The sequence below is a fragment of the Crenobacter caeni genome (genome assembly GCF_010435965.1).
GTDB lineage: Bacteria > Pseudomonadota > Gammaproteobacteria > Burkholderiales > Chromobacteriaceae > Craterilacuibacter > Craterilacuibacter caeni.
In genome coordinates, this window is record NZ_JAAGAA010000005.1 from 48,296 (window position 1) to 66,918 (window position 18,623).

General features: G+C 66.7%; 17 protein-coding genes. 8 read left to right on the forward strand and 9 right to left on the reverse strand.

Translation table 11 applies throughout. The features are described 5' to 3' along the window. The first annotated feature begins 47 nt into the window (after positions 1–47). Complete coding sequence (dcuC, locus tag GZH52_RS06940) at positions 48–1,424, forward strand: C4-dicarboxylate transporter DcuC (RefSeq protein ID WP_163315762.1); 1,377 nt, start codon at positions 48–50, stop codon at positions 1,422–1,424. Positions 1,425–1,476: 52 nt separating this feature from the next. Beyond that, positions 1,477–2,607 carry a M20 family metallopeptidase gene (locus GZH52_RS06945; protein WP_163315763.1) on the forward strand — a complete coding sequence of 377 codons (1,131 nt, stop codon included), beginning with the start codon at positions 1,477–1,479 and terminating at the stop codon, positions 2,605–2,607. Between the two features lie 147 nt (positions 2,608–2,754). On the opposite strand, the gene moaC is transcribed toward GZH52_RS06945, so the two are convergent. From moaC to GZH52_RS06975, 6 genes are all read right to left on the reverse strand, one after another. Next, positions 2,755–3,234 (reverse strand): cyclic pyranopterin monophosphate synthase MoaC, encoded by a 480-nt coding sequence (gene moaC / locus GZH52_RS06950; protein WP_163315764.1) that lies wholly within the window; start codon positions 3,232–3,234, stop codon positions 2,755–2,757. 43 nt (positions 3,235–3,277) lie between these two features. Next, positions 3,278–4,567: a TRAP transporter large permease gene (locus GZH52_RS06955; protein WP_163315765.1), complete on the reverse strand. Its 1,290-nt coding sequence runs from the start codon at positions 4,565–4,567 to the stop codon at positions 3,278–3,280. Further along, positions 4,564–5,061 carry a TRAP transporter small permease gene (locus GZH52_RS06960; RefSeq protein WP_163315766.1) on the reverse strand — a complete coding sequence of 166 codons (498 nt, stop codon included), beginning with the start codon at positions 5,059–5,061 and terminating at the stop codon, positions 4,564–4,566. The genes GZH52_RS06955 and GZH52_RS06960 overlap by 4 nt, the downstream gene beginning before the upstream one ends. Before the next feature lie 159 nt (positions 5,062–5,220). Then, a complete protein-coding gene (locus GZH52_RS06965) occupies positions 5,221–6,246 on the reverse strand; it encodes a DctP family TRAP transporter solute-binding subunit (protein ID WP_203525659.1) in 1,026 nt (341 codons plus the stop codon). Positions 6,247–6,422: 176 nt separating this feature from the next. Further along, a complete protein-coding gene (gene fabI, locus GZH52_RS06970) occupies positions 6,423–7,211 on the reverse strand; it encodes an enoyl-ACP reductase FabI (RefSeq protein WP_163315768.1) in 789 nt (262 codons plus the stop codon). Positions 7,212–7,268: 57 nt separating this feature from the next. Next, the gene (locus GZH52_RS06975; RefSeq protein WP_203525660.1) at positions 7,269–8,999 is read right to left on the reverse strand and encodes a SulP family inorganic anion transporter; all 1,731 of its coding nucleotides are present in this window, start codon (positions 8,997–8,999) and stop codon (positions 7,269–7,271) included. Between the two features lie 149 nt (positions 9,000–9,148). On the opposite strand from GZH52_RS06975, the gene trxA reads away from it, so the two are divergent. After that, positions 9,149–9,475, forward strand: a complete 327-nt coding sequence (gene trxA, locus GZH52_RS06980; RefSeq protein WP_136552926.1) for a thioredoxin TrxA — start codon at positions 9,149–9,151, stop codon at positions 9,473–9,475. A 135-nt stretch (positions 9,476–9,610) separates the two neighbouring features. Then, the gene (gene rho, locus GZH52_RS06985; protein WP_136552928.1) at positions 9,611–10,867 is read left to right on the forward strand and encodes a transcription termination factor Rho; all 1,257 of its coding nucleotides are present in this window, start codon (positions 9,611–9,613) and stop codon (positions 10,865–10,867) included. 54 nt (positions 10,868–10,921) lie between these two features. Here rho and GZH52_RS06990 read toward each other — a convergent pair whose 3' ends face one another. Together GZH52_RS06990 and GZH52_RS06995 are read right to left on the reverse strand one after the other, a co-directional pair. Next, a complete protein-coding gene (locus GZH52_RS06990; RefSeq protein ID WP_163315770.1) occupies positions 10,922–12,412 on the reverse strand; it encodes an aldehyde dehydrogenase in 1,491 nt (496 codons plus the stop codon). Positions 12,413–12,457: 45 nt separating this feature from the next. Beyond that, entirely contained in the window at positions 12,458–13,003 is a 546-nt protein-coding gene (locus GZH52_RS06995; protein WP_163315771.1) for a cupin domain-containing protein, read from the reverse strand. A gap of 216 nt (positions 13,004–13,219) precedes the next feature. Between GZH52_RS06995 and ald the strand changes: the two genes are divergently transcribed. From ald to GZH52_RS07015, 4 genes are read left to right on the forward strand one after another with little or no spacing between them, the layout of a single operon-like run. After that, on the forward strand, positions 13,220–14,344 hold the full coding sequence (ald, locus tag GZH52_RS07000) for an alanine dehydrogenase (RefSeq protein WP_163315772.1): 1,125 nt from the start codon (positions 13,220–13,222) through the stop codon (positions 14,342–14,344). Between the two features lie 26 nt (positions 14,345–14,370). Further along, positions 14,371–15,129: a gamma-glutamyl-gamma-aminobutyrate hydrolase family protein gene (locus tag GZH52_RS07005; protein WP_163315773.1), complete on the forward strand. Its 759-nt coding sequence runs from the start codon at positions 14,371–14,373 to the stop codon at positions 15,127–15,129. Positions 15,130–15,182: 53 nt separating this feature from the next. Next, positions 15,183–16,517 carry a glutamine synthetase family protein gene (locus tag GZH52_RS07010; protein ID WP_163315774.1) on the forward strand — a complete coding sequence of 445 codons (1,335 nt, stop codon included), beginning with the start codon at positions 15,183–15,185 and terminating at the stop codon, positions 16,515–16,517. Positions 16,518–16,573: 56 nt separating this feature from the next. Beyond that, entirely contained in the window at positions 16,574–17,950 is a 1,377-nt protein-coding gene (locus GZH52_RS07015; RefSeq protein WP_163315775.1) for an aspartate aminotransferase family protein, read from the forward strand. Positions 17,951–18,007: 57 nt separating this feature from the next. Here GZH52_RS07015 and GZH52_RS07020 read toward each other — a convergent pair whose 3' ends face one another. Beyond that, positions 18,008–18,616 (reverse strand): TetR/AcrR family transcriptional regulator, encoded by a 609-nt coding sequence (locus tag GZH52_RS07020; RefSeq protein ID WP_163315776.1) that lies wholly within the window; start codon positions 18,614–18,616, stop codon positions 18,008–18,010. Between the last annotated feature and the right edge of the window lie 7 nt (positions 18,617–18,623).

Consider the following 18,623-nt stretch of genomic DNA (forward strand, 5'->3'; position numbering starts at 1 on the left):
TTTTTTTGTTACATTCCATTAGTAATTCGTTGAATATGGAATAACTGATGGAACTGATCGTCGTCTTACTGGTGCTGGGGCTGGTCGTCTACGGCATCATCAAGGACTACAACCCGCAGGCGGTACTCGCGCTGGCCGGCATGGCGCTGTTCGCCGTCGCCTACTGGTCCGGCATCCACCCGATCCTGCCGGCGGACAAGAGTACCGGCTTTGCGCTGTTCGACCTCTTCGAGGTGTTCAAGGGCATCTTCTCCAAGCGCGCCGCCGCGCTGGGCCTGACCATCATGGCGGTCGCCGGTTTTGCGACCTACATGTCGCATATCGGCGCGTCGCAGGCGCTGGTGCGCATCGCGGTCAAGCCGGTGGCCGGCATCCGTTCGAGCTACGTGATGCTCGCCGTGTGCTACCTGGTCGCGGTGTTCGTGTCGCTGTTCGTCACCTCGGCCACCGGCCTTGGCCTGTTGTTGATGGTCACCATGTACCCGATCATGCGCAACCTGGGCATCAGCCCGGCGTCGGCCGTCGGCGTGATCGTGACCTCGCAGGCGTTCGAGATCGGGCCCACCCAGACCAACGCGATCTTCTCGGCCGGCCAGTCCGGCCTCGACCCGACCACCTACTTCGTCGACTACCAGGTATGGCTGGTGGTGCCGATGCTGGTGGTGACCACCTTGTTGCACTTCTTCTGGCAGCGCCATTGCGACCGCCGTGCCGGCTGGGACCCGGCCCTGCACCGCGGCGAACACGCCGAGACCGACGAGGCGGGCAGCGAGGGCAAGCTCGCGCCGGCCGGCTACGCGCTGCTGCCGGTCATCCCGTTCGGCCTGATGATGGTGTTCTCCAAGCTGGTGATCGCCGACATCAAGGTGAGCGTGGAAGTGGCGATGCTGCTGACCGTGTTCGCCGGCATGGCGTGCGAGCTGGTGCGTACCCGCTCGATCCGCACCGCGCTGTCCGGCCTGTCGAGCTTCCTCGACGGCATGGGCAAGGTGTTCGGACCGGTGGTCGCGCTGATCGTGTGCGCCGAGCTGTTCGCCGAGTCGCTCAAGGCGATCGGCGCCATCGACGCGCTGCTGCACTCGGCGGACGGCGCTGGTCTCGGCGCATCCTTCATGACCCTGGTGCTGGTCGGCCTGATCATGGGCGCGGCGATCGTGATGGGCTCGGGCAACGCGTCCTTCCTCAGCTTCGCGACGCTGGCGCCGGCGGTGGCCGCCAAGTTCGGCGTGCCGGCGGTGACCATGCTGCTGCCGATGCAGCTCGCCTCGTCGATCGGCCGCACCGTCTCGCCGATCGCGGCGGTGATCATCGCCTGCGCGGGCATCGCCAAGGTCTCGCCGTTCGAGATCGTGCGCCGTACCAGCGTGCCGATGGCCGGCGCCCTGCTGACCGCGCTGTCGCTCAACTACGCCTTCTTCATGTAATCCCTGCCGCCGGCGGCAAGGGTGCTGCCGGCGGCACGCTTTTGGAGTTGCCATGTCCTTCAGCCTGCAAGACTACCTCGCCAAGCTCGAACCGCTGGTCAACGTCGACTGCGGCAGCCGCACGCCCGAGGGCGTCGCCGCCGTCGCCGACTACGTGACCGGGCTCTACCAGGCCATCGGCTACCGGGTGACGCGCCGCCAGTTCTCCGACGCGTGCGGCCCCTGCCTCGAGATCACCAACGCGCCGGATGCGGAACGCTACGACGTGATGCTCTCCGGCCATATGGACACCGTGTTCCCGGTCGGCACCGCCGCCGAACGCCCGCTGCGTATCGAGGGCGACATGGCGTACGGCCCGGGCGTGTCCGACATGAAGGCCGGCGTGCTCGCGCTGTGGTATGCGTTGAAAGATTTGCCGCAGGCGATGGACGGCAGCCTGAAGGTGGTGGTCTGCTACAACTGCGACGAGGAAATCGGCTCGCCGTATTCGCGCGACTGGCTCATCGAGACGGCGAAAAGAAGCGCCTGCGTGCTGGTGGCCGAGGCCGCGCGCGCCAACGGGCAGCTGGTGAAGGCGCGCAAGGGCAACGCCAAGTACCGCATCGCCTTCCACGGCAAGGCCTCGCACGCGGGCAACGCGCTCGCCGAGGGCATCTCGGCGATCACCGAGCTGGCGCACTGGACGCTGGCGATCAACCAGATGGTCGACCTGGACGCCGGCACCACGCTGAACGTGGGGCTGATCAAGGGCGGCACCGGCGTCAACGTGGTGCCCGACTTTGCCGAGGCGATCGTCGACTTGCGTTTCTGGGACAACGACGCGGCCGAAGCCATCGACGCGCGGCTGCGCGCGCTGGCAAAGACGCCGTTTGTCGCGGGTTGCCGCGTGGAAGTGGAGCGGCAGACCTTCAAGCCGGCGATGCGGCCGAATGCCGACACCGAGGCGCTGATCGCGCTGGTGGAAGCAGTGGCTGCCGAGCAGGGTCTGGCGATCGGCTGGCAGGAGGCGGGCGGCGGCTCGGACGCCAACTTCACCGCCGCGGCGGGCGTGCCCTCGCTCGACGGCTTCGGCCCGCAAGGCGGCGGCTGGCACGCGGTGAGCGAGTTTTTGATGCTTGAAAGCGTCGAGCCGCGCATCCGCCTGCTGCAGGGGGTGCTCGCACGGCTCGCCGCGCGCGGCTAAGAACCTGCTCACGATCTGCTGCGCATCGCCGATACGGCGTTAAAAACGGCTTCGAAATGCTCATGTACCACCTGTACATTCCGCTTTCTCAGCCGTTTTCGCCTTGTCTCGCCCTCGCTCGCGAGATCATGAACACGCTCTAAAGCCTCAGGGTTCGGCCTGCCAGTGGCCGGACTTGCCGCCCTGTTTTTCCAGTAGACGCAAGCCGTCGATCCGCATGCCGCGGTCGACGGCTTTTAGCATGTCGTAGACGGTCATGAGGCCGGCGCTCGCCGCGCTCAAGGCCTCCATCTCGACGCCGGTGCGGCCGACCGTCTCGCAGGTGACCTCGATGTGCAGCCGGTGCGTGTCGGGCTCGGGCGTGAATTCGACGGCGACGCGGGTCAGCGCGATCGGATGGCACAGCGGGATCAGGTCGGCGCAGCGCTTGGCGCCCTGGATCGCGGCGATGCGCGCGATGCCGATCACGTCGCCCTTCTTGCTGGTGCCCGCCATCAGGCGCGCGAAGGTATCGGGCAGCATGCTGATATGGCCGGTCGCGCGCGCGACGCGCAGCGTCTCGTCCTTGCCGCCGACGTCGACCATGTGCGCCTGGCCGGCCGCGTCGAAGTGGGTGAGTCCGTTCATGTCCTGGGTCCGCCAAGGGTTGGGCCTGCGATTATAGCGCCCGCTAGTAGCCGAGTGAGCGCGGCAGCCACAGCACCAGCTCGGGCCACAGCGCGACCGGCAGCAGCGCGAGCAGCATCGAGGCCATCATCCACAGGCACCAGCGCACGGTCTTCTCGATGCCGACCCCGGCGATGCGGCTGGTCACCATCAGGTTGACCGCCATCGGCGGGGTGAACTGGCCGATGGCCAGGTTCATCACCATCAGTACGCCGAACCATACCGGATCCCAGCCGAAACGCTCGACGATGGGCATCAGGATGGGCAGGAAGATCAGCAGGATGGAGACGGCGTCGAGCAGCATGCCGGCGATCAGCAGCATCAGCATGATCAGCGCGAGCATGCCCAGCGGCGCGTCGGTCAGCCCGAGCAGCGCCTCGGCCAGCGCATCGAACGCGCCGAGCGTCGAACCTGCGTGCGCGAACACGCCGGCCATCGCGATGATCATCATCACCACCGCCGAGATCTCCGCCGAGTCGACCAGCACCCGGTACAGCGTGCAGAGGTCGAGCGTGCGGTAGACCAACATGCCGACGAAAGCTGCGTAGGCGACGGCCACTACCGCCGCCTCGGTCGGCGTGAAAGCGCCGCTGCGCAGCCCGCCCAGGATGATGATCGGTGCAGCAATGCCCCAGGACGCGTCTTTCAGTGCCGGCCACCACGGCGTGCGTGCACTCTCTCCGGCTTCGCCGAAGCCATGCCGCCAGGACAGCCACAACGCCGGCGCGATCAGCGCGAGCCCGGCGAGCACGCCGGGGACGAGCCCGGCGGAAAACAGGGCGGGGACGGTGGCTTGCGGCACCTGCACGCTGTAGACGATCAGCGCGATCGACGGCGGGATCAGGATGGCGGTCGCGCCGGCCGCCGCGATCAGGCTGGCCGAGAACGCTGGCGGGTAGCCGTGGCGCGTCATGGTCGGGATCATCACCATGGCCACCGCCGCAGCGTCGGCGGTGCCGGAGCCCGACATGCCGCCCAGGAACAGGCAGACCAGGATGGCGACCGTCGCGTGCGCACCGCGGCGCGGGCCGACCAGCGCGTTGGCCAGCGCGACCAGCCGCGCGGCGACGCCGGCGCGCTCGAACAGCATGCCGGCCAGCACGAAAAGCGGCAGCGCGAGCAGCGGGTACTTGGCGATACCGCTCCACACCATGGCCGGTGCCGATACCAGGCCAATATCCCCGAGCCAGATGGCCAGCGCACCGGCGACGCCGAGCGTGGCCAGCAGAGGAAAACCTGCCAATAGGCCTGCGAAGAAGGCGATAAACAGCAGCGAGATGATGTCGGCGCTCATTGGTCGGCCCTCCATACATCGTAAAGACGGCCGGCGATGCGCAGGCAGATCCACACCGACAGCGCGGGCAGCCACGCGGTGTACCACCACTGCGGCACACCGATGCCCGGCGAAGTGGTCTCGAACTCGAAGTCATCCAGCGCCAGCAGCGCACCTTGCCAGGCCATCAGCGCGAAGAGCGCAAGGCTGGTCAACAGGCCCAGGGCGGCCAGGCTTCGCCGCGCCGTGCCTGGCAGGTGGTCGGCAACGCAGCCGATGCGGATGTGGCGGCCGCGCGCGAAGGCGGCAGCGGCACCGAAAAAGGTCAGCGTGACCAGCAGGAAGACCGAGACTTCCTCGGTGAAAGCGAACGACTGGTCGGTGAAGTAGCGTACCAGCACGTTGGCCAGGCTGATCACGCAGATCAGCAGCAAGGAGAGGGCGGCGAGCGCTTCGTCAAGCGAGACGGGAATCAGGTGGCGCGCAGTGGACGCCTGGGAGCAAGGATCGGACATGACGGCTTTTCAATGTGGGCGCGGGCGGCCCGGGCGGCGGCAGGCGTGTCTGGCAGCCGGGTGGGCCGCCTGGGTGCGAGGGTGACGCATGGTTACGCGGCGGCGCCCGTCCTGCGCTGCCGCGTGCCTGCTGCCGCCGGGGTGGCCGGCGCTAGGGGTTTATTGTTTTCGTTTGGCGATATCGGTTTCGGCCTGCTTGACGAGGCCGGTGCCCACGCGCTGGGCCCACTTGTCGTAGACCGGACGCGCGGCGCGCGCGAACGTGGCCTTTTCGGCCGGGGTCAGCGCGGTGACCTTGACGCCTTGGGCGCCGATGGCACGCAAGGTCGCGTTGTCCTGGCCGCTGATGCCGGCACGGGCGAGCTTGATCTGCTCACGCGCGGCGTCACGGGCGGCCTGGGCGACGATCTTCTGGTCGGCCGGGCTCCACGATGCCCACACCTTGCGGTTGACCGCGAACACGAGCGGGTCGGCCATATAGCCCCACAGGGTCAGGTACTTCTGGCCGACGGTGTTGAGCTTGGCCGCGCTGAACAGCGACAAGGGATTTTCCTGGCCGTCGACGGCGCCGGAGGCCATCGCCGGCTGGGCGTCGGCCCAGCTCATCTGGGTCGGGTTGGCGCCGAGCGTGCTGAAAGTCTCGTTGAAGATCGGCGAGCCGACGATGCGGATCTTCAGGCCCTTGAGGTCGGCCGGGTTGCGGATCTCGCGCTTGCTGTTGGAGAGCTCGCGAAAGCCGTTTTCGCCCCAGGCCAGCGGCACGATGCCGGCTTTTTCCATCACGCCGAACAGTTCGGTGCCGACGCGGCCCTGGGTCAGCGCGTCGAGCGCGGCGTAGTCCGGCAGCAGGAAGGGCAGCGCGAACAGGTTGAGCTGGCGAATCTGCGGCGACCAGTTGATGGTCGAGCCGACGGCCATGTCGATGCCGCCCTGGCGCATGCTGGTCAGCTCGCGGGTCTGGTCGCCGTTGACCAGCGCGGCGCCGGGGTAAACCTTGATATTGATGCGGCCACCGGTGCGTTCCTTGACGAGCTGGGCCCAGCGCTCGGCGCCCTGGCCCCAGGGGAAGGCGTTGCCAAGGACGGTCGAGAGCTTGTATTCGGCCTTGTACGCCGCGTGAGCGGTGGCCGGGACTGTCAGCGCGAAGGCCGCGCCGCATAAGCTAGTGAGGAGGAGTCTGGACACTTTCATTGCAATCACCCTTGCATGGAAAGCATATAAAATATGCAACAAGCAATGCAAAAGGCATTGACATGTGTCAATCTTTGCAGAAAAAGCAAGCAAGCGCGTTTGTTTTATGGCCGGCAATGAAAAAAGGGCGCCCATTTGGGCGCCCCTTACCATCCGCAGTCTGCGCCGGATTAGGCTTCCGGTACGTTCAGCGAGTTCACGCTGAAGCCGGCGTCGACGTAGGTGATCTCGCCGGTGATGCCGGAGGAGAGGTCGGACAGCAGGAAGGCGGCGGTGTTGCCGACTTCCTCGATGGTCACGTTGCGGCGCAGGCAGTTCTGGCTGGCAGCCATCTTCAGCAACTGCGAGAAGCCCGAGATGCCGGCGGCAGCCAGCGTCTTGATCGGGCCGGCCGAGATGCCGTTCACGCGGATGCCGTCACGGCCGAGGCTGGCGGCCATGAAGCGCACCGCAGCTTCCAGGCTGGCCTTGGCCAGCCCCATCACGTTGTAGTTCGGGATCGCGCGCACCGCGCCCAGGTAGGACAGGGTGAGCAGCGCGCCGTTGCGGCCCTGCATCATCGGGCGCGCGGCCTTGGCCAGCGCCGGGAAGCTGTAGGCGGACACGTCGTGCGCGGTGTGGAACGCTTCGCGGCTGAGCGCGTCGAGGAAGTCGCCCTCGAGTGCCTCGCGCGGCGCGAACGCGATCGCGTGCACCAGGCCGTCTAGGCCGTCCCATTCCTTGCCGAGGTCAACGAACAGCTGCTTGATCTCGTCGTCGTTCTGTACGTCGCAGCGGTAGACCAGCTTGGAGCCGAAGTCAGCGGCCATGTCGCGGACGCGGTCCTCGAGCTTGTCGACCACGTAGGTGAACGCGAGCTCGGCGCCCTGGCGGTGGCATGCCTGCGCGATGCCGTAGGCGATCGAGCGGTTCGAGATCATGCCGGTAATCAGGATCTTTTTGCCTTGCAGGAAACCCATTGTTGGAGTCCTTTTGCTTGAAACAGTCGCGCATTATACCCGATGTGGCCGCGCCGCCTAACTGTCCGACAATGTCATGTCTGGTTTTGGCATGCCGGCGCACGCCTTGAGTGCCTGCTTGACGGTCGGGAACAGCCGGTCTTCCTGTGCCCAGAACAGCGACAAATGTGCCGCCTGCCACTGCAAGAGCTCGGTGCGCCGTCCGGCGATCACCAGCCGGATGCCTTGCGCGTCGAGGCGCCGCGCCACTTCGTCGAGGGTGTAGCGGCCGGTCGCGTCCAGCCTGGAGACCGGCATCATGTCGAGGATCACGGTGGCCAGGCCCGGCCGCTGGCTGCAGGCGGCGAGCAGGCGGTGGCTGAAGGTCGGTGCGTTGAAGAAGACCAGCGGCGCGTTGAAGCGGTAGATCAGCACGCCCGGGCGCTGCCGTGCGTCCGGGTGGCGGCCGGTGTCGTGAAAGCCGGGCACGCCGTCGATCTGGCCGAGGACCTCGTCCTCGGGGCGTGCCATCGCGTGGATGAAGCGCAACAGCGACAGCGCGAGCGCCACGGCGATCCCTTCGAGCACGCCGGTGCTGAGCACGCCGGCAGTGGTGGCGAGCGACAGCCACATCTCGTGGCGGCTGAGGCGGCCCAGTTCGCGCACCGCACGCATGTCCAGCAGCGACAGCGCGGCGTCGACCAGGATCACCGCCAGCGCGACGGTCGGCACCAAGGCGAGTAGCGGGGTGAGGGCGACCAGACAGAGCGCGACCCATAGCGCGGCGACAATCGAGCTCATCTGGGTGCGCGCGCCGGCGCGCTCGGCGACCGCGGTGCGCGAATCGGCCGCGCTGACGGCGAAGCTGCCGGACAGCGCCGACGCGATATTGGCGGCGCCCAGCGCGCGCAGTTCGAGGTCGGCGTCGACTTCGTAGCCGCCTCGCGCGGCAAAGCTGCGCGCGGTGACGATCGCGTTGCAGTAGCTGATCAGCGCGACGCCGCCGGCGGCCGAGGCGAGCTTGCCAAGCTCGAGCCCCGGCACGGCGGAGAGGTCCAGCCTGAGCGTGGGCAGGCCGGCGGCCACCTCGCCCAGGGTGGCAACGCCCAGTGCTTCGAGCCCGGCCAGACGGGTGGCGAGGGTCGCGCCGGCCAGCGCAAGCAAGGCGGCGGGCAGGCCGGGCGCCCGCCTTGTGGTCAGCCTGAGCAGGGCGAAGGTCGCAAGGGCGAGCAGCAGGGTCGGCAGGCTGGTGTTGCCAAGTCCGCGCGCCAGTTCGGCGACGCGGTGTAGCGCGTCGTGCGAGGAGAGCTCGATGCCGATGAGGCTGCCGCCTTGCCCGAGCAGGATGTTCAGCGCGACGCCGTTCAGGAAACCCAGCAGGATGGGGCGCGACAGGAAGTCGGCCAGCGCGCCCAGGTGCAGGCGGCTCGCGCCGACCAGGAGCAGGCCCGCGAACAGCGAGAGCAGCGCCGAGAGCGCGAGGCGGGTGTCGGCGTCGACCGCGCCGAGCGTCGCCAGCGTGCCGGCGACCATCGCGCAGGTCGCCGCGTCCGGGCCGACCACCAACTGGCGCGAGGTGCTGAACAGCGCGTACGCGATGAGCGGCAGCAGCGACGCGTACAGCCCCAGCGCCGGCGGGAAACCGGCCAGTTGCGCGTAGGCGACGCCGACCGGCACCGCGACCGCCGCGACCGCGCTGCCGGCCCGCACGTCGGCGGCAAGGTCGGTGCGCCGGTACGCGAGCAGGGCGGCGGCGCCCGGCATCAGGCGGCGCAGCAGGTTCGGAACGGATGGAAACTGGGTCGGCATGGCGTGGGCAGGCGTCGGCGTTGACTCCAACTATACGCCTTGTAATATCTTTGTCATGCCCGTGGCGCGTGCCGTCTTGCTGCGGATTTGGCGGCTTTGCTACCATGCGTGTTTCGAGCACAACAGCGCACGCTTCTCCAGAGGACACTATGAGCGATCTTATCCAGCACGTCAGCGACGAATCCTTCGAGCAGGAGGTCCTGAAAGCCCAGGGCCCGGTACTGGTCGACTACTGGGCAGAATGGTGCGGTCCGTGCAAGATGATCGCGCCCATCCTCGACGACGTTGCCGGCGAATACGCAGGCCGCCTGAAGGTGGTCAAGCTCAATATCGACCAGAACGAGCAGACCCCGCCCAAGTTCGGCATCCGCGGCATCCCGACCCTGATGCTGTTCAAGGACGGCAACGTGGTCGCGACCAAGGTCGGCGCCCTGGCCAAGGGCCAGTTGACCGCGTTCATTGACAGCCACATCTGATCGCGTCTATCCTTCCCTGAGTTTTCAAGCACGGGTGGCGTTTCCGCCGCCCGTCCTCCTGTTTCATTCCTCACTCGTAGACTTCAGAAGCCCGTTCGCGGCTTCGTTTCGACAATGAGTCGACTTACGGCTGCCATGCATCTATCCGACCTCAAACACCTCCATGTCACCCAGCTGGTTGAAATGGCGATCGCCAATGAAATTGACGGCGCCAACCGGCTGCGCAAGCAGGACCTGATCTTCGCCCTGCTGAAAAACCAGGCCAAACGCGGCGAAAGCATTTACGGCGACGGTACCCTCGAAGTGCTGCCGGACGGCTTCGGCTTCCTGCGCAGCCCCGACACCTCGTATCTGGCCGGTCCCGACGACATCTACGTCAGCCCCAGCCAGATCCGCCGCTTCAACCTGCACACCGGGGACAGCATCGAGGGTGAGATCCGCACGCCGAAGGACGGCGAGCGCTACTTCGCGCTGGTCAAGGTCGACCGGGTCAACGGCGAACCGCCGGAAAACTCCAAGCACAAGATCCTGTTCGAGAACCTGACGCCGCTGTTCCCGACCGAACAGTTCAAGCTCGAACGCGACATCCGCGCCGAAGAGAACATCACCGGCCGCATCATCGACCTGGTCGCGCCGATCGGCAAAGGCCAGCGCGCGCTGTTGGTCGCACCGCCGAAGTCGGGCAAGACGGTGATGCTGCAGCATCTCGCGCACGCGATCACCGCCAACCACCCCGAAGCGGTGCTGATCGTGCTCCTGATCGACGAGCGTCCGGAAGAAGTGACCGAGATGCAGCGCTCGGTGAAGGGCGAAGTGGTCAGCTCGACTTTCGACGAGCCGGCGACGCGCCACGTGCAGGTCGCCGACATGGTGATCGAGAAGGCCAAGCGCCTGGTCGAGCACAAGAAGGACGTGGTGATCCTGCTTGACTCGATCACCCGTCTGGCGCGCGCGTACAACACCGTGATCCCGTCGTCGGGCAAGGTGCTGACCGGCGGTGTCGACGCCAACGCGCTGCAGCGCCCGAAGCGCTTCTTCGGTGCCGCGCGCAACGTCGAGGAGGGCGGTAGCCTGACCATCATCGGCACCGCGCTGGTCGACACCGGCAGCCGCATGGACGACGTGATCTACGAGGAATTCAAGGGCACCGGCAACTGCGAGATCCACCTGGACCGCAAGATGGCCGAGAAGCGCATCTTCCCGGCGATCAACATCAACCGCTCGGGCACCCGCCGCGAGGAGTTGCTGATCCCGCCGGAGCAGTTGCAGCGCATCTGGGTGCTCCGGAAACTGCTCTACCCGATGGACGACATCGAGGCGATGGAGTTCCTGCAGGACAAGGTACGCGCGACCAAGTCGAACCAGCAGTTCTTCGACTCGATGCGTCGCTGACGTACCACACAAAAAAGGGAGGCCGCGGCCTCCCTTTTTTGTTGCCAGTCGAACTTAGCTGAGCTTGATCAGCGTGCTCTTCAGTTCGGTGTACTTCTCCAGTGCGTGTAGCGATTTGTCGCGCCCGTTGCCTGACTGCTTGAAGCCGCCGAACGGGAAGTTCATGTCGCCGCCCTCGTCGTAGCAGTTCACCCACACCGTGCCCGCGCGCAGGCGGCGCGATACCTGGTGCGCGGTGGTGAGGTTGGACGTCCAAACCGCGGCGGCGAGGCCGTATTCGCTGTCGTTGGCGATGGCGACCGCCTCGTCGACGGTGTCGAAGGTGATGATGGAGAGCACCGGCCCGAAGATCTCCTCGCGGCAGATGGCGAGGTCGGCGCGCGGACAGTCGAACGCGGTCGGCTCGATGAAGAGGCCGGTGTCGGTATGCGCGGCCTTGCCGCCGGTCACAAGCTGGCCGCCCTCGGCGAGGCCCTTCTCGATGTAGCCCAGCACCTTTTCGTACTGGATGCGGTCGACGATGGCGCCCATCGCGGTGTCCGGGTCGAGCGGGTTGCCCGGCTGCCAGCCCTGGGCCGCCTCGCGGAAGGCGGCGAGGAAGGCGTCCTTCACTTCGCGTTGTACCAGCACGCGCGAGCCGGCGGTGCACATCTCGCCCATGTTGTAGAAGATGGCGGCGGCGGCGGTGCGCGCGGCCTTGCGGATGTCCGGGCAGTCGGCGAGCACGATGTTGGGCGACTTGCCGCCGAGTTCCAGCCACACGCGCTTGAGGTTGGATCCGGCAGCGTAGCCGGCGATCAGCTTGCCGACGCCGGTCGAGCCGGTGAACGCGATGCAGTCGACGTCCATGTGCTCGGCGAGCATGCGGCCGACGTCGCCGGCGCCGGGCAACACCTGGAAGATGCCGGCGGGGATGCCGGCTTCGCGGGCGAGCGCGCCCAGGCGGATCGCGGTCAGCGGCGACTTCTCGGACGGCTTGACGATCACCGCGTTGCCGGCGGCCAGCGCCGGGCCGAATTTCCAGCTCGCCATCAGGATGGGGAAGTTCCACGGCACCACCGCGGCAACCACGCCGACCGCCTCGCGGGTAACGAGGCCGACCAGCTTGGGGTCGACCGGCGCGACTTCGCCGCCGACCTTGTCGATCGCCTCGGCGAACCATTCGACGCAGTAGGCTGCACCGGCGACGTCGACGCTCTGGGTGTCCGAGATCGGCTTGCCGGCGTCCAGCGTTTCCAGCAGCGACAGCTCGTCGGAATGCTCGCGGATCAGCGCGGCGAAGCGCTTGAGGATGCGGCCGCGTGCAAGCGGGGCGAGGCCCGACCATTCACCCGACTCGAACGCCTGTCGCGCGCATGCAACAGCGGTGTCGACTTCGGGCTGTCCGCACCAGGAAATCCGGGCGAGTGCCTGCCCGTTGGCCGGGTTGACGCAGGGGAAGGTCCTGCCGTCGGCGCTGGCGGTGTACTCGCCCTTGATGAAGGCGCGGCCTTCGATGGCCAGCTGGGCGGCCATCTCTTGCCATGCTTGCAGGGTGCGGCTCATGGTGTGCTCCTTTTGGCGGCCGCTCGTGGCGGCCTGTTGTGTCGTTCAGAATGTCGGTGGCGAGCTTGCGCTGACGATCTCGCACGGCGCGTCGCCCAGGTTGCGGAAGCGGTGGGGCAGGCGGCTGTCGAAGTAGTAGGCGTCGCCGGGGCCGAGGGTGCGCACTTCGCTGCCGACGGTCAGCTCGACTTCGCCGCTGATCACGACGCCGCCTTCCTGTCCCTCGTGCTCGAGCATGTCAGGCCCGGTGTCGGCGCCCGGCAGGTAACGCTCCTTGAGGATCGCCAGGTCGCGCCGCTCGTGCGCGGTGCCGACCAGCAACAGTTCGATCTCCTCGTTGCCGAGGTTGGGCAGCTCGCCTGCCTGGTAGAACACGGTCGGCTGCTTGGGTTCGGCGTCGAAGGTGAAGAATTCGGCCAGCGTCATCGGCAGCCCTTCGAGGACCTTTTTCAGCGAACTGATCGACGGGCTGACGCGGTTCTGTTCGATCAGCGAGATCGTCCCGTTGGTCACCCCGGCGCGTTTGGCCAGTTCGCGCTGCGAGAGGTTCATGTTCTCGCGCACCATCCTCAGTCTTGCCCCGATATCCATGCTTTGTTCTGCCTCCTGTGGCTAATGTTAATAATATTAGACGAGGGTAAGTCAACCGGAATGTGCTCCCGGCGAGTGCTGTTGCAATGCAAAACGCATTCGCGTTGCAAATTGGCTATTTTGCAGCCAGTATCTGCTCAGCGGTTGTCAGACAGCTTGGTGATTTTTTTAAACGAGCCAGGCCGGGTCGACCCGTAATTATGACAGGAGGCAGAGATGTTGATCGGTGTTCCGAAGGAGATCAAGGTTCACGAGTACCGCGTCGGCCTGACGCCGTCGGGGGTGCGCGAGCTGGTCGCGGCCGGCCACTCGGTGCTGGTGCAGTCGCAGGCGGGGCTCGGCGTCGGCTTTACCGACGAACACTACCTGCAGGCAGGCGCCAGTATCGCGGCGAATGCCGCCGAGGTGTTCGAGCGCGCGCAGATGATCTGCAAGGTCAAGGAGCCGCAGCCGGTCGAATGCCGGATGCTGCGCCCGGGCCAGGTATTGTTCACCTACCTGCACCTCGCGCCGGACCCGGACCAGACCCGGCTTCTGGTCGACTCGGGCGCGATCGCGATTGCCTACGAGACGGTCACCGACGACAAGGGCGGCCTGCCGCTGCTCGCGCCGATGTCCGAGGTGGCGGGACGCATGGCGATTCAGGCCGGCGCGCACGCGCTGGAGAAGGCGCAGGGCGGACGCGGCGTGCTGCTGGGCGGCGTGCCTGGCGTGGCGCCTGCGCGCGTGGTGGTACTCGGTGGCGGGGTGGTCGGCCTGAACGCCGCGCGCATGGCGATGGGGGTCGGCGCCGACGTGACCATCCTCGACAAGTCGCTGCCGCGCCTGAAGGAAATCGACATGCTGTTCGAGGGCCGCATCAAGACCCTGATGTCGAACACCGCCAATATCGAGGAGATGGTGCGCGACGCCGACATGGTGATCGGCGCCGTGCTGATCCCGGGCGCGGCTGCGCCCAAGCTGGTCACCCGCAAGATGCTGGGCCGCATGAAGCCCGGCGCGGTGCTGGTCGACGTCGCGATCGACCAGGGCGGCTGTTTCGAGACCAGCCGTCCGACCACCCACCAGGAGCCGACCTATGTGGTCGACGGCATCGTCCACTACTGCGTCGCCAACATGCCGGGCGGTGTCGCGCGCACGTCCACCATGGCGCTGACCAACGCGACGCTGCCCTTCGCGCTGGAGCTGGCCAACAAGGGCTGGGCACGCGCCTTGCTTGAGAATCCGCACCTGATGAACGGCCTGAACGTCTGCGCGGGCAAGGTCACCTACGCGGCGGTCGCCAGTGCTCTGGGCTACCCGTACGCGGACCCGGTCTCGACGGTGAAGGCCGCCGCGTGACGGGCCCATTCCACATTGAGGACACCATGCAGCAAAAACCCCTGATCGGCATCCCCTGCGACGTCAAGCAGATCGGCCACTTTCCGTTCCATGCCGTCGGCGACAAATACGTCGTCGCCGCGGCGGGCGCGGCCGGCGGCGTGCCGCTCTTGTTGCCGTCGCTCGGGGACGCCGAGCTGATCGCCGCGTCACTCGAACTGGTCGACGGCGTGCTGTTGCCAGGCTCGCCGTCAAACATCGAGCCGCACCACTACAGTGCCGGTCCCAGCCGCGAGGGCACCCTGCACGACGTGCGCCGCGACGCGACCACGCTGCCGCTCGCTCGCCTCGCGATCGAGCGGGGCGTGCCGCTGCTGGGCATCTGCCGCGGCTTCCAGGAGGTCAATGTGGTGATGGGCGGCACCCTGCATCAGCATGTGCAGGAAGAGCCGGGCATGCTCGACCACCGCGAGCCCGACACCGACGACCTGGACCTGATGTACGGCGAAGCGCACGACATCCGCCTGTTGCCGGATAGCTGGATCGCCGGCTGGGCAGGGAGTGAGCGCGCCCGCGTCAACTCGATCCACCAGCAGGGCATCCGCACGCTGGGCGAGGGGTTGGTGGCCGAGGCGGTCGCCGACGACGGGCTGATCGAGGCGTACCGGGTCGAGGCCGCGCGTGCGTTTGCGTACGCGGTGCAGTGGCATCCCGAGTGGAAATACTGGGAGAACCCGCTCTCCCGCAAGATTTTTGAGGCTTTCGGCGAAGCTTGCCGACAGCGCCGTCAGCGACGCAACGAATAAGTCGCGACTCGGCTCCGAGCCGGAGGATAACCGGCAAAACCAAGGAAACCATCATGCATCAAGAGAACCTGGACTGGCTGCGCGAGCACCGGATCACCGAAATGGAGTGCATCGTCCCGGACATGACCGGCGTTGCGCGCGGCAAGATCGTCCCCAAGGACAAGTTCATCAGCGAGACGGAAATGCGCCTGCCCGAGGCGGTGCTGATCCAGACGGTGACCGGCGACTGGCCCGACGACAGCATGCTTGACCTGACCGACCCGGACATGGTGCTGCGGCCCGACCCGAGCACGCTGCGCCGCGTGCCGTGGGCGAGCGACCCGACGGCCCAGCTGATCTACGACTGCTTCCGTGCCGACGGCAGGCCTGTGGAAGTCGCGCCGCGCAACGTGCTCAAGCGCGTGCTGTCGCTCTACGAGGCCGAGGGCTGGGCACCGGTGGTCGCGCCGGAGATGGAGTTCTACCTGATGTCGCCGAACCCGGACCCGGACATCCCGCTGGCGCCGCCCATCGGCCGTACCGGCCGCGCCGAGTTTGGCCGCCGCTCGTACGCGATCGACGCCGTCAACGAGTTCGACCCGCTGTTCGAGGACATCTACGACTACTGCCACGCGCAGAACCTCGAAGTCGACACGCTGATCCACGAGATCGGTACCGCGCAGATGGAGATCAACTTCCTGCACGGCGACGCGCTGTCGCTGGCCGACCAGGTCTTCCTGTTCAAGCGCACGGTGCGCGAGGCGGCGTTCCGCCACAATATGTACGCGACCTTCATGGCCAAGCCGATGGAGAACGAGCCGGGCAGCGCGATGCATATCCACCAGAGCCTGGCCGACCGCGAGACCGGCAAGAACCTGTTCAGCCGGCCGGACGGCGAGCCGTCCGAACTGTTCTTCAACTTCATCGGCGGCCTGCAGCACTACCTGCCGGAAGTGATGCCGCTCTTTGCGCCGTACGTGAACTCGTTCCGCCGCCTGAGCCGCTATACCGCCGCGCCGACCAACGTCGAGTGGGGCTACGACAACCGCACCGTGGGCCTGCGCGTGCCGCATTCGAGCCCGGCCGGGCGCCGGGTGGAAAACCGGGTGCCGGGTGTCGACGTCAACCCGTATATCGCGATGGCCGCGACGCTGGCCTGCGGCTACCTCGGCATCAAGGAAGGCCTCAAGCCGCGCGACCCGTGCCAGATCGACGCGTACACCTTGCCCTACCAGTTCCCGCACTCGACCGAAGAGTCGCTGCAGCGCCTTTCCCGCTGCGAGGCGATCGCCGAAGTGCTGGGCAAGCAGTTCGTCAAGATGTACGTGGGGGTGAAGGAGAAGGAATTCTCCGAGTACTTCCGCGTGATCAGCCCGTGGGAGCGCAAGTTCCTGTTGCTGCACGTGTAAGCCGGCCGGCCTGCCGCCGGGAGCGGCAGGCGCCTGAACGACAAGATGGAGAGACCATGAAGCAGAATACCGAAGCTTGGCGCGCGCTCGACGCCGCACATCACCTGCATCCGTTTTCCGATACCAAGGGCCTGAACGCGCAGGGCGCCCGGGTGATCACCCGGGCCGAAGGCATCTACCTGTGGGATTCCGAGGGCAACCAGATCATCGACGGCATGGCCGGGCTGTGGTGCGTGAACATCGGCTACGGGCGCAAGGACCTCGCCGAAGTCGCCAAGCGGCAGATGGAAGAGCTCGCCTACTACAACACCTTCTTCAAGACGACCAACCCGCAAGTGGCCGAGCTCTCGAAGCTGCTGGCCGAAGTGGCGCCGGAAGGCTTCGAGCACGTGTTCTACACCAACTCGGGCTCCGAATCGGTCGACACCATGATCCGCATGGTCCGCCACTACTGGTCTTCGGTCGGCAAACCCGAGAAGAAGGTGCTGATCGGCCGCTGGAACGGCTACCACGGCTCGACCATCGGCGGCGCGTCGATGGGCGGCATGACGTATATGCACGAGCAGGGCGACCTGCCGATCCCGGGTATCGTCCACGTCGAGCAGCCGTGGTACTACAAGCACGGCAAGGACATGACGCCGGAAGAGTTCGGCCTGGCTGCCGCGCGCTGGATCGAGGACAAGATCCTCGAAGTCGGCGCCGACAAGGTCGCCGCCTTCGTCGGCGAGCCGATCCAGGGCGCCGGCGGCGTGATCATCCCGCCTGCGACGTACTGGCCGGAAGTCGAGCGCATCTGCCGCAAGTACGACATCCTGATGGTGTGCGACGAGGTGATCTGCGGCTTCGGCCGTACCGGCCAGTGGTTCGGCCATGAGCTCTACGGCGTGAAGCCGGACCTCTTCACCACCGCCAAGGGCCTGTCGTCGGGCTACCTGCCGATCGGCGCGGTGTTTGTCGGCGAACGCGTCGCCCAGGGGTTGATCGAGCACGGCGGCGACTTCAACCACGGCTTCACCTACTCGGGCCACCCGGTGTGCTGCGCGGTGGCGCGTGCCAACGTTACCGCCTTGCGTGACGAGGGCATCGTCGCGCGCGTGCGCGAAGAAACCGGCCCCTATATGCAGGCGAAGTGGCGCGAGACCTTCGGCCAGTTCGACCATGTCGACGACGTGCGCGGCGTTGGCCTGATCCAGGCGTTCACCCTGGTCAAGGACAAGCAAAAGCGCGAACTGTTCGACAACTGGGGCACGATGGGCCTGGCCTGCCGCGACATCTTCTTCCGCGAGAACCTGATCATGCGCGCGTGCGGCGACCATATCGTCGCGGCGCCGCCGCTGGTGATCAGCAAGCGAGAGATCGACGAGATGCTCGGCCGTGCCGCGCGTTGCGTCGAGGAATTCGAACGTGTGGTGGTGCGCGGCCAGCCAGGCTGAACGCCTGGCCGATGCCGGCCTTGAAGGGGCGCGCAAGCGCCTCTTTTTTTGTGTCTGCTAGATCGCCGGAGCGGGTGTGCCCGCGATGCGGGCAATTTCCGCCTGCAGCACGCGGCGCGCCCACTCGGTGCGTTCGCTGGACGGCGAGTGGGTGAAGAGCAGGCAGTTGGTCACGGCCATCCCGACATACTGGGTGATCAGCGAGAGCACGACCGGGATGAACTCGCGGTGGCTGGCGTACTCCGGGAAATGGGCGCCGAGCAGCGCGACGAAGCGGTCCCGATAGTGCAGCGCCTCTTCGTGCAGCAGCCGGTGCAGTTCAGGCTGGGTGCGCGCGGCGACCGCCAGCTCGACGGCGACCAGGTGGCAGCGGCCGGCCGAGGCACTTTCGGCCAGTTGCCACAAGCGGTGCGCGGTGTCTGCCTGTCCGCGGCTCGCGTGCAGCGACGCTTCGCAGTGCTCGAGGATGCGTTCGAGCGCACGGGAAAACGCGCTGTGCAGCACTTCGTTCTTGGTTTCGAAGTGCCTGAACAGGGCGCCCTGGGTGAGTCCGGTACCTTCGCAGATTTGCTGGGTGGTCGTCCCCTTGTGTCCATGGCGGTAGACGCTGTTGAGCGCGGCGTCGACAAGCTTGTCGCGGGTGATCTGGGAGCGGGCGTGCTGCAATCTGTAT

Bases quoted from the DNA above. Each gene is read 5' to 3' on its own strand.
- GZH52_RS06995 (WP_163315771.1), bottom strand. From the start codon at position 13,003: ATGGATATCGGGGCAAGACTGAGGATGGTGCGCGAGAACATGAACCTC.
- GZH52_RS07010 (WP_163315774.1), top strand. From the start codon at position 15,183: ATGCATCAAGAGAACCTGGACTGGCTGCGCGAGCACCGGATCACCGAA.
- GZH52_RS06945 (WP_163315763.1), top strand. From the start codon at position 1,477: ATGTCCTTCAGCCTGCAAGACTACCTCGCCAAGCTCGAACCGCTGGTC.
- rho (WP_136552928.1), top strand. From the start codon at position 9,611: ATGCATCTATCCGACCTCAAACACCTCCATGTCACCCAGCTGGTTGAA.
- GZH52_RS07015 (WP_163315775.1), top strand. From the start codon at position 16,574: ATGAAGCAGAATACCGAAGCTTGGCGCGCGCTCGACGCCGCACATCAC.
- dcuC (WP_163315762.1), top strand. From the start codon at position 48: ATGGAACTGATCGTCGTCTTACTGGTGCTGGGGCTGGTCGTCTACGGC.
- GZH52_RS06955 (WP_163315765.1), bottom strand. From the start codon at position 4,567: ATGAGCGCCGACATCATCTCGCTGCTGTTTATCGCCTTCTTCGCAGGC.
- GZH52_RS06960 (WP_163315766.1), bottom strand. From the start codon at position 5,061: ATGTCCGATCCTTGCTCCCAGGCGTCCACTGCGCGCCACCTGATTCCC.
- ald (WP_163315772.1), top strand. From the start codon at position 13,220: ATGTTGATCGGTGTTCCGAAGGAGATCAAGGTTCACGAGTACCGCGTC.
- GZH52_RS06975 (WP_203525660.1), bottom strand. From the start codon at position 8,999: ATGCCGACCCAGTTTCCATCCGTTCCGAACCTGCTGCGCCGCCTGATG.
- GZH52_RS06990 (WP_163315770.1), bottom strand. From the start codon at position 12,412: ATGAGCCGCACCCTGCAAGCATGGCAAGAGATGGCCGCCCAGCTGGCC.
- trxA (WP_136552926.1), top strand. From the start codon at position 9,149: ATGAGCGATCTTATCCAGCACGTCAGCGACGAATCCTTCGAGCAGGAG.
- GZH52_RS07005 (WP_163315773.1), top strand. From the start codon at position 14,371: ATGCAGCAAAAACCCCTGATCGGCATCCCCTGCGACGTCAAGCAGATC.
- fabI (WP_163315768.1), bottom strand. From the start codon at position 7,211: ATGGGTTTCCTGCAAGGCAAAAAGATCCTGATTACCGGCATGATCTCG.
- moaC (WP_163315764.1), bottom strand. From the start codon at position 3,234: ATGAACGGACTCACCCACTTCGACGCGGCCGGCCAGGCGCACATGGTC.